At 54.9% G+C, this 12,267-nt stretch carries 12 protein-coding genes and 1 pseudogene; 3 read left to right on the top strand and 10 right to left on the bottom strand.

Annotated elements, in window-relative coordinates:
* Positions 1-78: 78 nt before the first annotated feature.
* Entirely contained in the window at positions 79-726 is a 648-nt protein-coding gene (locus IOB61_RS04655; RefSeq protein ID WP_290812900.1) for a methyltransferase, read from the bottom strand.
* A gap of 214 nt (positions 727-940) precedes the next feature.
* Here IOB61_RS04655 and IOB61_RS04650 point away from each other — a divergent pair, with 214 nt between their 5' ends.
* Entirely contained in the window at positions 941-1,360 is a 420-nt protein-coding gene (locus IOB61_RS04650) for a PEGA domain-containing protein (RefSeq protein WP_290812895.1), read from the top strand.
* A gap of 210 nt (positions 1,361-1,570) precedes the next feature.
* Entirely contained in the window at positions 1,571-1,765 is a 195-nt protein-coding gene (locus IOB61_RS04645; protein WP_290812892.1) for a hypothetical protein, read from the top strand.
* A gap of 1 nt (position 1,766) precedes the next feature.
* On the opposite strand, the gene IOB61_RS04640 is transcribed toward IOB61_RS04645, so the two are convergent.
* The 9 genes from IOB61_RS04640 to prmC all read right to left on the bottom strand — a co-directional run bounded on the left by IOB61_RS04640 (position 1,767) and on the right by prmC (position 11,770).
* Complete coding sequence (locus IOB61_RS04640; protein WP_290812889.1) at positions 1,767-2,696, bottom strand: fatty acid desaturase family protein; 930 nt, start codon at positions 2,694-2,696, stop codon at positions 1,767-1,769.
* Between the two features lie 3 nt (positions 2,697-2,699).
* Positions 2,700-3,260, bottom strand: coding sequence for an NnrU family protein (locus IOB61_RS04635; RefSeq protein ID WP_290812887.1), 561 nt, complete (start codon positions 3,258-3,260; stop codon positions 2,700-2,702).
* Entirely contained in the window at positions 3,257-3,871 is a 615-nt protein-coding gene (locus IOB61_RS04630; RefSeq protein ID WP_290812884.1) for a CpcT/CpeT family chromophore lyase, read from the bottom strand. The genes IOB61_RS04635 and IOB61_RS04630 overlap by 4 nt, the downstream gene beginning before the upstream one ends.
* A gap of 58 nt (positions 3,872-3,929) precedes the next feature.
* A complete protein-coding gene (locus IOB61_RS04625) occupies positions 3,930-4,544 on the bottom strand; it encodes a hypothetical protein (RefSeq protein WP_290812881.1) in 615 nt (204 codons plus the stop codon).
* The gene (ubiA, locus tag IOB61_RS04620; protein ID WP_290812878.1) at positions 4,541-5,497 is read right to left on the bottom strand and encodes a 4-hydroxybenzoate octaprenyltransferase; all 957 of its coding nucleotides are present in this window, start codon (positions 5,495-5,497) and stop codon (positions 4,541-4,543) included. Before ubiA ends, IOB61_RS04625 begins: the two co-directional genes overlap by 4 nt.
* A 72-nt stretch (positions 5,498-5,569) precedes the next feature.
* On the bottom strand, positions 5,570-6,202 hold the full coding sequence (locus IOB61_RS04615) for a copper chaperone PCu(A)C (RefSeq protein ID WP_290812875.1): 633 nt from the start codon (positions 6,200-6,202) through the stop codon (positions 5,570-5,572).
* Positions 6,203-6,387: 185 nt separating this feature from the next.
* A complete protein-coding gene (locus IOB61_RS04610) occupies positions 6,388-7,248 on the bottom strand; it encodes a DUF4167 domain-containing protein (protein WP_290812872.1) in 861 nt (286 codons plus the stop codon).
* A 534-nt stretch (positions 7,249-7,782) separates the two neighbouring features.
* The gene (locus tag IOB61_RS04605; RefSeq protein WP_290812869.1) at positions 7,783-10,761 is read right to left on the bottom strand and encodes a TonB-dependent receptor; all 2,979 of its coding nucleotides are present in this window, start codon (positions 10,759-10,761) and stop codon (positions 7,783-7,785) included.
* A gap of 145 nt (positions 10,762-10,906) precedes the next feature.
* Positions 10,907-11,770, bottom strand: coding sequence for a peptide chain release factor N(5)-glutamine methyltransferase (prmC, locus tag IOB61_RS04600; RefSeq protein ID WP_290812866.1), 864 nt, complete (start codon positions 11,768-11,770; stop codon positions 10,907-10,909).
* Between the two features lie 179 nt (positions 11,771-11,949).
* Here prmC and IOB61_RS04595 point away from each other — a divergent pair.
* Positions 11,950-12,267 (top strand): annotated as a pseudogene (locus IOB61_RS04595) (hypothetical protein); the annotation flags it as partial.

Raw genomic sequence — 12,267 nt, 5'->3', positions numbered from 1 at the left:
AGTGGTTTCGCGCTTTGGATGTTTTGACCATCACATAGGCTGAATTTGGACCTCTTCAATCGAACAATCGGGCGTGGGTCAAGCAAGACCCCAAACGCGAGTCACTTTGATGTCTTGGTCTTCCAATTCGCGTGAGACTTCGATTTGGTAGCAGGCGAGCTCTTGGAGCTTATCCTTAGGCAAATAGGTTCGACCGGGATCACCGATCAGGACAAGAACACCTCTTTCTTGGCACTGCTGAAGCCACGCAAATAATGGCTCGGCGATCTCGCGCTCATAAAAAAGGTCGCCGACCAGCAATACGTCTGCCTGCAGATCTTGGCCTATTATATTGCCCTGATGGGTTGCAAGTTCGACGCCGTTACTGGCGGCATTGAGGGTGATGGCAGCAATGGCAAAAGGATCAATATCAACCGCGACTACTTGGTCTGCGCCCGCCAATTTCGCCGCAATGCCGACAAGACCAGAGCCAGATGCCAAATCATAGACTGACTTGCCAGCAACGATCGCTGAATTGTCCAGAAGATAGCGGGCTAACGCCTGCCCACCCGCCCAAGCAAAGGCCCAAAATGGCAAAGGCAGGCCTTGTTGATCCAACTCATCTGCGGTCAATTGCCATAAAGCAACGGCTTTATCAGCCAAATGTAGGGTTATCTCTGGGCAATGTGGTGGCTTTAATTGGCGCGTATTGTCGACAATAAAAGACGTATAGCTATCCAATTTCATGACCATTTATCTTTTTGTTTAAGCTGCGACCACAGGCAATCTTTACTAATGATAACAATCTGCACCTGCCGTGATTGACAAGGGTGAGCCGGTGTTTAGCTTGAGCCTCATATCGTAAGTTGTGTTGAATAAGCAAAACTAAATGGGATTGGGGGCTTGCGATAGATTTTCAAACCAGATTTTTCCTGTTTTGCTTGATTTTTTGGGGGAAAGTATGAAGTTAAAATTAGTTGCTGCTGTTGCAATTTCCGCAATGGCGCTGTCTGGCTGCGCGACAATAACGCGGGGTACGAACACCACATTCACCATCGAAACCATGCCGTCTGGTGCAACGGTTTCGACCACCAATGGCTATGGCTGCTTGGCCACGCCTTGCACATTTAAAATGCCACGCAAATCTGAGTTTACGGTTACGGTTACAAAGCCTGGTTACAAGACCTACACGGGTTCGGTGGTTACAAAAGTTGCCGGTGCTGGTGGGGCGGCAATGGCGGGCAATGTTCTTGTCGGCGGCCTGATTGGGGCAGGCGTGGACGCCAGTTCAGGAGCCATGCTGGATTTGGTACCTAATCCCATGAAAGTAACCTTGGAGCCAGAAGGCGCGCCGGCGCCTGCGAGCCAGCCCAACAGCTAACTGTATTTAAAAGATCGCAGATGAAGGCCTGTTTCACTCTCAGAAATGGGCCTTTTTCTTTTGATTCAGCCCTGAAAAATTTAAGTTGATACTTGACAAGTCTAGGTCTTTGCCTAGCCTTCTGTGGGTGGCTTAAGTTGTGCTGGTCGAACATGGCGGCGGGATATAGGCTTTTTTTGGGTTCGTTGGTTTAAGGTCATGGGGGAAGTTATGAAGCTTAATTTGGTTGCCCTAACCGCTTTTTCGCTCTTAGCCCTTTCTGGCTGCGCCACCAGCACCGTATCTTCGGCGGATATGGCCGACAATGCAGCAATCGACCGCCACATGCCCAGCACTGCCCAATCGCCTTACGGCGCGATGCCGGCTTTGGAAGCCAACCCAGTCCCCGTCCGTTTGGAGCCGTAAGTCAAAGGGCTTGCTTCGCTGTTGCAAGCTCTAAAATCTGGCGATAGCCTTGTTTAACCTCCATCTTTTCGGTCAAGCCTTTCTGTTTCAAAAGGCTATGTGTGGCTTCCAGCCGATAGCAGGGGATGTACATCCATAAATGATGCTCGGCATGAAAATGGACCCAATAGGGCGCAATCAGCAAACGCTCTAAAGGATTGGCATAAGTGGTGCGGGCCAGCCGCCACGGGTCGCTTGGGTCTGGTGTGGCACAGGCATGCTCGCCAATATTGCGCAAGCGCGTGACAGCAGGATACCAGCTTGCTTGGGCAACCATCCAAATGGCGAAGAAAGCAAAAGCTTGGCCAGCAGCGGCAAAAATTACAAAGATAGCGGCCTGTGCGCCCAAGAATGTTAAGGCTGCTGAGCGGGCTTCTGGGCTTGCTTGACCCGGTGCACGCAGAAACCCCCAGAGAGGTCTGAGTGTTTGTTTGAAAAAGGTTTGCCCGGTTAAATCCCGGATGAGTTTACGCTGATAGCTTTTCTTGCTGATCGGGAAATGGGCAGCAAGGCCCAGGTCCGGATCGTCGCTTTGCTGGGTATTGCGGTGGTGCGACAGGTGATAAGGCCGATAGCGATGCAGAGATGCACCAACGGGTGCACCACATAAAAAGTGACCAACAAAGTCATTCAGTTTTTGATTGGTGCTGAGGCCACCATGGGCGGCCTCATGCATCAGGATGGCAAGCCCCAATTGGCGCGCGCCCACAACCATAACCGCGATCAGCCAAGTCAGCGGGTTTGGAGCCCAAGCAAATAGCGCAACAGCCAACCCAATTACCACCCATGCATGAGCCACCAAGCCAAGGCCAATCCAGTCATTGCGCTGGCGCAGCTTGGCCCATTCCTCTGGTGTAAAGATGGTTTTGGGGTCGATTGTTGGGGCTGGCATGGCTTAGCCAAATACACTGACGCCGATCAGCACTTTGTGCAGACCCGCAATAAAGCCCACCCAGATTGCCGCACCACCCCCGATGGCAATCCAGTCGCCCGTCCCCATCGGCAAGCTCACACGCTCGGCCTTGCCAAGGCGGATACGGGCAAACAAGGCCCAAGCAAAGAAGCTGCCAAATAGCAGCATAGAGCCTAAATCCCCATTGGCCAAAAGGTGGGACAAAGCCCAGATTTTGACCGCGGCGAGCATGGGGTGCACGACGGCGGCCTTAATCTTGCCGGGCGAGTAGGCCGAAACCAAAAGGATCATAACCGGCAACATGAGGAGGAGGGTGATGTGGCTGAGGAAAGTCGGCGGCGTCCAGACCGGGATCATACCAGCCGCGCGATATTGGCCATAGCCATAAATCAACAGCACAAAGCCCGCCAAACTAATCAGCGAAAACACGCCGCGATAGGGCTGGGCACCTAATTTGGTGGCCATTTGATCTCGCGGTCCGCGAAACCGCACAAAGGCATGCGCGCCCAAGAAGATGATGAGTCCTAAGATCAGCAGGGTCATGAGGCAGGTCCTTTTTTGGTGAATTGATAAGCGGGGCCACCGGGCACTTTAAACGCATAAGCACCCGATTCCAGCAGTCCGTGTTCTTGATAGCTAAAACGCTCGCCATCCAAGGTCAGCACGGCAGACAAGGTCATCTTCCGGCCCGAGCGCGCCGTGATGGAACAGCTAGCAGGGATGGATGCCGTCCAGCCCGTCGCGGTTTTGATGACCGGCAAGCTGCAGGCGGGCCCATACGCGGTCAAATCGTCCAAGGTCACATTTTGGAAAGCAGCCGTGCCGGGTTGCGCGTTTGCGAAGGCTTCTGGGGTTTTGAAAGCGTAAAAGTCCATCACCATTCTGCCGCCTTCTTGCGGGCGAAACACCCATAAACGCTGCCGACTAATGGGACCGGTGGCATCGCCACTGCGCCAAACGAGATAGATCGCCTGATCTTTCGGCCCGGCAATCTTTGGAGCCTTCACCTCAAAGAAATGCGCGCTTTGCGCATCCACCCACGGATAGGGGTTTCCGGCTGCTGGTGGGCGCAAGAGTTCGGCTGGCGCGGCTTTGATTTGGGCTTGATTATTCCAAGTGCCGATAAGGGCCTCTGCGGGTGTGCGGGGTTGCATGCCGCCCACACTCGCGCATGCACTGAGGCAGAGGCAAAGCGTGGCGATAAGCCAGCCCTTACGCATCGGGTGTCACCGTATCGACGGCGCGCCAGCAATACCAGGCGGCTTGGGTGCGGTAGGGGCGCAAGTGGTCCGCCATCGATTTGAACGGCTTTGGCTTGGGCATTTCGGGAAGGCCATAAGCCATCATCCAACCCTTGCGCACGCCCAAATCATCGACGGGCCATACATCAGGTCGACCCAAAGTGAACATCAAATACATCTCCACCGTCCACTGACCGACGCCGCGTACAGCTGTTAGGCGGGTGATGATCTCCTCATCCGGCAGATGATCGATTTCGGCGCTGTCAGGCACAATGCCGTCCAGTCGCTTTTGGGAAAGATCGCGCAAGGCGGCAAGCTTCTGTCGTGATAGGCCACAAGCACGCAAAGCCTCGTCTGAATGACTGAGGAAATGGGCAGGATCTGGTGCCGCTTCTGGATCGCCACACAGGGTCAGCACGCGGCCTAAAATCGTGCCGGCCGCCTTGCCAGACAATTGCTGATACACAATGGCGCGAAACAGGCTTTGATAGGCGCTCTGGCTCTCGCGCGTTGGGATCGGGCACGGGCCATGGGTCGCAACCAAGCGTGCCATAACCGGGTCCAAGGCCGCCAAAGCTTCGCTCATCCCAATCCCCCCAAGGACAGCGCCCAGCCGACAAGCGCCTGCACCATCAAACCGACTACCAAGATCAAGCCTGCGGTCTTGTTGGATTTAAACAGGGCTAAAGGCTCTTTGGCTAGCCCATCTGCCGGTATTTGCCTGACCTGTCCGAGAAGATGCAGACCAAATGCCAACACACCACACAGGCCGACGATCAGGCTGGCGAGAGGTTGATCGCGCAAAAGGCAGGCGCCTGCGGCCAAAAGGGTTGTCGCCAGATAAAAACCACCAACCCAGCGCTTAGCGTAATCGCCAAACAAACGCGCCGTCGATTTTACCCCGACGAGCGCGTCATCTTCGACGTCTTGCTGGGCATAGATGGTGTCATAGCCGATCGTCCACGCAACGCAGGCGGCATAAAGGGCAAGAGCGGATGTATCGAGACTGCCCATGACTGCCACATAGCCGACCAGCACGCCCCAATTGAAGGTGAGGCCCAGCCAAACTTGCGGCCACCAAGTAATGCGCTTCATGAAGGGATAGGCTGCCACCATCGGGATCGCGCACAGCGCCATGATTTGGGCCGGCGTCGGCAAGGCAAGTAAGACCAAAAGGCCCACAAAACACTGCGCCAACGTCCAGATCAGGGCTTGTTTGGCGCTGATCAAGCCTGCGGGCAGGGGCCTGCCCGCCGTGCGCTCTACTTTGGCGTCAATGTCGCGGTCGACAAGGTCGTTAAAGCTACAGCCCGCCCCGCGCATGGCGATAGAGCCAATCACCCAGAGGGCTAAGAGCAGAGCGTCCAGCGTGGAAAAGCCAATCCCGGCGCGGCCCAAGAACTGCCCCATGAAGCAGGGCAAGGCCAACAACCAAAACCCAATCGGCCGATCAAAGCGGGACAGACGCAAATAGGGCTGCCACGCGAGGGGTGCGCGTTCCACAAAGGTGCGAGGTTGGGCGTCAAGAGGTATGGTCACGGGGTCAGGTTTAACGAGGTGTTGGCGTCCCGACTAGGCCTTTGCACCGCACCTGCCGCAGGCAGCATGGGCTCAAGGCTTTTTGTCACCATGGCCCATCGCACCATGATCCATGGAGCCGTGATCCATCTTACTGTGGTCCATTTTGCTATGATCCATCTCCTCCATTCCGCTTCCGGCACGTGGGATTTCATCGAGGACAACGAAGTTTGCTTCCATTGGGCCTAGTTGCGCGAAAGTCAGCGTCATTTTTACGCTATCGCCATTCTTAAGCTGTTTGGTGGGTTCAAACAGCATAAGATGTTTGCCGCCGGGGGTGAATTCGAGCGTTGAGCCTGCGGCAATGTCGACGCCATCAAGCTTCACCATCTTTTTCATTCCACCTTCAGAGAGCGTATCGTGCATTTCCACGCGAGCAAAATCTGGTGAGGAGATGGAGACGAGGCGGTCTGCTTTGGGCCCCGAATTCTCAATCGAAAGATAACCAGCGCTGGGACGGCCCGCCATGGGCGTACGTAATTTTGCGTTGATAATGCCAAAGCTTGCGAGCGGCATTTGCTCGGTCGTTATGGCATTGGTTGCCGTCGAAGCCTTAGGTGTTTCTGCTGTAGTTGGGGCGCTTTGACCGCAACCCGACACCAATCCAACACTCGCCAAAAGGCCAAGCGCCACAGCGGAACGCAAAGTCTGCGCTATTGATTTCATCGACCCACTCCAATTCATCTTCCTTGAGACATAGGACGCTACCGACTGAACTTCTACCCTGAATGGCACGCCGTGAAATGGGATCAAAGATAACGCGGGCAGGGGGGCATGGGGATAGATCACCAAAAAGGGCGGCAAAGCCTAAGCTCCACCGCCCTTTAAATTTCCAGATAAAGCTGTCTAGTTTAGTCCGCTGTCGGTGTTGGAACAGGGGCCGCCAAGAAGGCGGGCAATTCCCCGCCAAAACCTGAATCCTCACCTTTGGCTTCCCGTGGTGGGCGTGGGGCACGGGGTGGACGTGGGCGACGTTCGCGCGCAGGCGCGGCTTCCGAAGCGGCGACGATTTCTTGGGGTTCGCTAAAGCTTGTGGGCTCAGCAAATTCACTCGGCGGTGCGCTCAACGGACGGGCATAGCCTTCACCTGAACCGTTAAAGCCCTGCTCTCCACCCGTGTCGCCGCGATTATCCTGCCGTGGTGGGCGCGAATTTTCGCCTTGACCTTCTTCCCCACTGCCATTGGCTTGATAGGGCATCTCATTGCCGAAGCGATCTCTACGGCGGCGGCGGCGGCGGCCAAAACGGTCTTCGTCACCTTCACCGCGGGGTTCATTGCGACCCTCGCCACGGTTTTGGTCAAAGCGGTTTTCGCGAGGTTGACGGTTCTGATTAAACTCTGGCTGAGGCGCGCCTTCGCTGCCTTCAACGCCTTCGCCTTCAGCGCCTTCCATGGCTTCATTGGTATCGTCACCATCGTCAGACTCATCTTCATAGCCTGCGATCATCATTTCGGTGCGCGGCACAAAAGTCGGCTGCATGGCGCGCAAGACGCGGAAATAATGTTCCGCATGTTGCAAATAATTTTCGCCTAGGACGCGGTCGCCGGAAGAATTGGCATCGCGGGCGAGCTGTTGGTATTTTTCAAACACCGTCTGCGCCGAACCCCGGACTTTAATGTCGGGTCCGTTCGACTCATAGGCGCGATTTGGATTGTTATTCTGTGGTTTTTGGCCTGGATTACGTCCCCGACCGCGTTGCCGCTTCATCATGCAAGCCCTATTTGTTTCCTGGCTGTGGTTTGGCCAATTAGTGCCATGAGCAAGCCTGCAAGCCGGCTTCATGGTTTTTGCGTGACTGCTTCCAAAAGACGTCTGACACGCAAAGATTTAAAAAAGAGAGCGTGGTTTTCGTGCAATTGATCCGTGACCTTGCACAACCGGCTCCAAAAACAGCTATCGCTAACACCTAATCCCGAAATGGATTTCAACGTCTCACGGACAGACTGCATTCACACGATCATTTCCTTGATTCCACAAGCCTCAAATTGCATGTCACTGAAATCAAGACCCAGGGCCAAGATCAGAGCGAAAGCGGATTAAAGGTTTGGGCTAGAGTTGATGGTGTGTCGTTTCCATATACAGGCCCCCCTTTGGGCTGCATCACGGACGAATGATCTCTTAGCTTGATTAGCTTGCGTTGAAAAGACCTAATTCTGTTGGTTTCAGTTAAAACTCCTTGGGGCGCAATGCAAACGGCCCGACCAGGATAAGGTCGGGCCGCTGCTAGGTCGGAAAGCTTAAAGCTTACTTCGGGCCACCAAAGGCTTTCTTCAGGCCAATCTTATAGGTCCGGCCCAAGGGGTTGCCCGTGAATGGATCGTAATTGAGTTCCAAGCGCGCAAAGCTTGGATCCTTGTCGAGGATGTTCTCAATACCGAAGGTGAAGGTCAGATCATTGTCCATCGCCCAGCGATAGGTCAGGTCAAACGACTGCCAAGCTTCAATCGTTTTGCCTGTGGTGATGGAGGCGGGCGTTCCGGCCACCGCGCTGTAGTTTAAGCTGGGCGCGAACGGTGCCGTGCGCTGGTCTTCATACTCATCGATGAAGTTCATCGCCAAGCGGAGCGAATGACCCCCAGTTTCATAAAGGCCGTAGAGCGTGCCCTTATACTGCGGCAGCGGATAGGCGGTGGTTTGGAAGTTCAACTTACCCAAGGCATCCAAAGCTGGTGCCACCGGCACACCCCCGATCGAGAGTGGGTCGACATCATAGCTCATGGTGTAGGTGGCATCGAGCCCCAGCTTCAAATCGCCGCCCAAGAGGTCCCTGAAGGTGTAATCCACGCTGATGTCTACCCCGTCAGTCAAGACGGCAGAGCCATTGATCACCGTGGTGTTGAGACGCGAGATATTGGCCGAGTTACAAACGCCGCCGCTGAAGGTGAATTTGGCCTGGATCGCGGCAAAAGTTGGATTGCCGCAATTGCCGACCCCAGTTGTTGGGAACAAGGTTGAGACAAGGCCAGCGATTGGCTCGTTCACGATTGGATTGTCAAAGTCAAAGCGCCAATAGTCAATTGATGCTTTGAAATTGCCCGTATCCAACAAGGCACCCAAATTATAGGTGGTTGCGGTTTCTGGTTCCAAGTTTGGATTGCCGAAGATATCAACGGCCCGGAACGTCCCCAAAATGCTCTGCAACGTTGTCACAGAGGTTGGCTGGATGTTGGACACTGACGGAGCCCGGAATGTGGTGCTGGTAGAACCACGCACCGCGAACGCGTCGGTGACTTGCCACTTCGCCGAAAGTTTCGGATTGAAGGTTGAGCCGACGGCTCCACCGAAGTCCTCATAGCGTCCAGCAATTTGGGCTTCAAAATTGCTGGTAAATGGCAAGCGGAGCTCGAAGAAGGCTGCATTGACGTCTGCACTAACATTGGCAGGGAATGAGCCGGACAAGAACACTGTTGGGCCAGTTACGGCTGCGCAGGTGTTGTTGTTAAAGTCTGGCGAGGAGACGCAAGGCTGTTGGGTTAGATCTGAAAACTTAGAGAAATCAGAACGGAAGCTATTCTTCCGATACTGATAGCCCAAAGCCCAGCCAATAGGTCCATCGCCTAGCTTGAAGCTGGTTTCGCCATTGATGACGGCATCAAACACGACCAAGCTGGAGGTCTGTTTGGTGCGCACTTCTGGATAGAACCAATCGACCAAAGCGGCATTAGCTGCCCCCAAGGCGGCATTATACTGCGGGTTAGCAACGCCCGTGATGGAATTACCGGGAATGGCGGTGCCAAATGGGCTGAACCACTGACAGCCATTGGCCCCCGGCGTATTGGCAGCCACATTACAATTGGGGCCACCTAAGCCCCGCAGCGCAAGCTGGAAGCGGTTGACCAAGACGTCATAGCCCGTGCGGATACCGGTATCATCCATGGCCGCAAGATTAACGTCATAATTGACCGTGTTGGTCAGTTTCCCTTTCAGTCCGACAGACACGCGCACAGCTTCAAAGCTGCGCTCCCCTTGCGAGCCACCACGTGGGTCATCTGGGGTGAATTTCGGATTGCCGCCATAGCTGAATGGCCGATAGGCCAACATGTTCACGCCAATCGTGCTGGCAGGGAACAGGCCGGGATTCTTGGCCAAAAGGTCAATATAGCCGGGGTTGGTGACGGGTACGAAGAAGCGCCCGGGCAGACCTGAAATCGCAGGTAGGGCTTGAGCGGACGGTGCCTGCAAGAAGGCGTAGCTCGGCGAGGTCTTCCATTCCGGTGTATTGGTATTGGAGATCAGAAGTTCCGCATGCAGCGTATGGTCTTCATTGATGTCTACATCTGCGCTCGCAAACAGCTGTGACCGCTCTTCCTTTTCAACAATGTTGTCATAGGGCGTGAAGTGGAAGAAGCAGACAGGTGTGGTCGCGCTAAAGCCCGCAAAGCCACCCAAGCCTGTACAATTTGGTTCCCGCGTAATTGCTGAAACCGGTGCACCCGTCGGGCCGATTGCGATATAAGTGCCGGGGTTGCCTGCTGCCGACCAACCTCCTTCTGGGTTCGAGAGATAGTCTCGATTGGCCCAATCACGTTCGATCAGCGGCAATTCACTTTTCATCTGAACGCCGAGCGAGACAAAGAGTTTTGCTCGATCTGTTTGATGGCCCCAAGAGGCGGCGAGCGTGTAATTGCCGTCAGAGCCGTCGATGGCCTTATAGTCGCCACCGACTTCAAAGCCTTCAAGATTGGTGCGTGTGATGAAGTTGACCACGCCGGCCACCGCGTCAGAACCGTAAGTCGCCGCAGCACCGTCTTTGAGCACTTCAACCCGGCCAATTGCGGCCGACGGAATCAAATTGGTGTCGACGACCGTGCCGACCAACCCGAATGGGTTGTAGGCCATCCGGCGACCATTCAGAAGCACGAGCGTCCGCTCTGGACCAATGCCGCGCAAATTGACCGAGCCTGCCCCTTCATTGCCTTGCGCGCGGGCATCAAACTGGTTGGTGTCGCCTTGGACCCCGCTTGAGACGTTGAGGAGTTTGATCAACTCAACCGTGCTGGGGGTGCCCGCCTTTTCCAGATCAGCCGAGCTGATCACATTCACGGGTAATGAAGCGCTTTCTGAAGTCCCCCGAATGAAGGAACCGGTTACCACAATAACTTCGACTTCTTTCTTTGGAGCTTCCTCTGTCGTGGTGGATTGTGCGAATGCCTGCGTCGCGCCTGTCGTGATCATAACAGCCAACAGGGCACTTGCCCCGTTGAGCAATGCTTTTCTAGCCATATTGTCCTCCCTTGCCTGTGCAGTCCTTTTTTTGGGTGGATCCGCTTCAGACCAGGAAAGTGTGCGAATGGAATTTATATCTGTAAAGGCTTTTTTAGCCCAGAATTTGGCCGATTTCGGTCAATCGACCTGAGGGAAGGCTTTCTCACTCGGCACGCGTCCCAAAAATGACACGATCTATGTCAGATAAGTCCTTGATCACGCGTAAATTAATCAGTCCAGGGACAGTTTCGGCCAGCGCCAAGACAGCGTCGGCTTGCCCAATCCCGAACTCAAAAGCAAATACACCTGAGGGTTTGAGAACTTGCGGCAAGGCAGCAAACAAAATCCGATACGGATCAAGTCCATCTTCGCCACCATCAAGCGCCAAGCGGGGATCATGCAGACGCACTTCGTCTTGCAGCGAGTCGATCACTTTCGATGGGATGTAAGGGGGATTTGAGACGACAATATCAAATTTTTCGTCCACGCCCTGATGCCAATCGCCCAGCCGCAAGTCGACACGGTCCGACAGGCCATGCAAAGCGGCATTTTCAGCAGCAAGGGCCAAGGCCTCTTCAGAGCGGTCAATGCCAACGCCGGTCCAGCTTTTGCGCTCGGCCAAAAGCGCCAACAGAATGGCCCCAGAACCTGTTCCAAGGTCTAGCACCCGGTTGGGCACATCCACTGCATGCGCTTTTAGGACCAAATCGACAATAACTTCTGTCTCGGGTCGCGGCACAAGACCGCGACGGTCGCTGATGAGGTCGAGCGTCCAAAATCCTTTCTTGCCAACAATATGGGCGGCAGGCTCGCGCTGTTCACGGCGTTGCACAAAGGTCTCAAAGCGCGCGGCCGCTTCCGGGGTCAAAAGCCGGTGCGGGTCGCCAATCAACGTGGCACGATCTGTTTCGGCGGCAGCCAGCAACAAAATCCTTGCATCGATCACAGGTGTGTCGATCTGTGCCGCCTCTAAACGCTTGCGCGCTGCGGTCCATGCTTTGACGAGGGTGAGGGGTGTATCGGTCATGGCGAGCAGATAGGAAGTTTGAGGTCGGATGTCATCGTATGGGCAAGGTTTGGCTACAGTAGGGGCGGGCAGGGCACGGGTCCAAGATTTCGATTGACGTTTTTGAATTCCAGATAATAACGTTTTTGTGATTGCAGGGGCGGTGTCTCAGAGTACACCAATTTTATGTGGGGGGGATAATGACGACACGACGGAAATTGATGACAGGAATTGGTGCAAGCGCTGGCGTAGGGCTTATCGGTTTAAAGCCAGCTTATGCCGCAATCAGGCCACCTGTCGCTCGGGCGGAGCCGGTTGTCATGACCCGTTTTGGCATCACAACTATCGATCCTTATCGCTGGATGGAGAATCCAAAGGACCCCGACTGGGTACCTTATGCGAAAGCCCAAGGGGCCTATGCGCGGCATGTACTGGACCGCTTGCCAGGCCGCGCAGCACTTGAGAAGCGGATCGCAGCCCTGTCCGGGGGAACCGAAGCCGTTCGTGACCTTCAAAGG

This window comes from Aquidulcibacter sp., assembly GCF_020253525.1.
Taxonomy (GTDB): Bacteria; Pseudomonadota; Alphaproteobacteria; order Caulobacterales; family Aquidulcibacteraceae; genus Aquidulcibacter.
The sequence above is the reverse complement of the archived record's forward strand: the minus strand, read 5'-3'. Positions and strand labels throughout refer to the sequence as shown.

Coding starts and splice junctions, on each gene's coding strand:
- IOB61_RS04655 (WP_290812900.1), bottom strand. CDS start 726: ATGAAATTGGATAGCTATACGTCTTTTATTGTCGACAATACGCGCCAA.
- IOB61_RS04650 (WP_290812895.1), top strand. CDS start 941: ATGAAGTTAAAATTAGTTGCTGCTGTTGCAATTTCCGCAATGGCGCTG.
- IOB61_RS04645 (WP_290812892.1), top strand. CDS start 1,571: ATGAAGCTTAATTTGGTTGCCCTAACCGCTTTTTCGCTCTTAGCCCTT.
- IOB61_RS04640 (WP_290812889.1), bottom strand. CDS start 2,696: ATGCCAGCCCCAACAATCGACCCCAAAACCATCTTTACACCAGAGGAA.
- IOB61_RS04635 (WP_290812887.1), bottom strand. CDS start 3,260: ATGACCCTGCTGATCTTAGGACTCATCATCTTCTTGGGCGCGCATGCC.
- IOB61_RS04630 (WP_290812884.1), bottom strand. CDS start 3,871: ATGCAACCCCGCACACCCGCAGAGGCCCTTATCGGCACTTGGAATAAT.
- IOB61_RS04625 (WP_290812881.1), bottom strand. CDS start 4,544: ATGAGCGAAGCTTTGGCGGCCTTGGACCCGGTTATGGCACGCTTGGTT.
- IOB61_RS04615 (WP_290812875.1), bottom strand. CDS start 6,202: ATGAAATCAATAGCGCAGACTTTGCGTTCCGCTGTGGCGCTTGGCCTT.
- IOB61_RS04610 (WP_290812872.1), bottom strand. CDS start 7,248: ATGATGAAGCGGCAACGCGGTCGGGGACGTAATCCAGGCCAAAAACCA.
- IOB61_RS04605 (WP_290812869.1), bottom strand. CDS start 10,761: ATGGCTAGAAAAGCATTGCTCAACGGGGCAAGTGCCCTGTTGGCTGTT.
- prmC (WP_290812866.1), bottom strand. CDS start 11,770: ATGACCGATACACCCCTCACCCTCGTCAAAGCATGGACCGCAGCGCGC.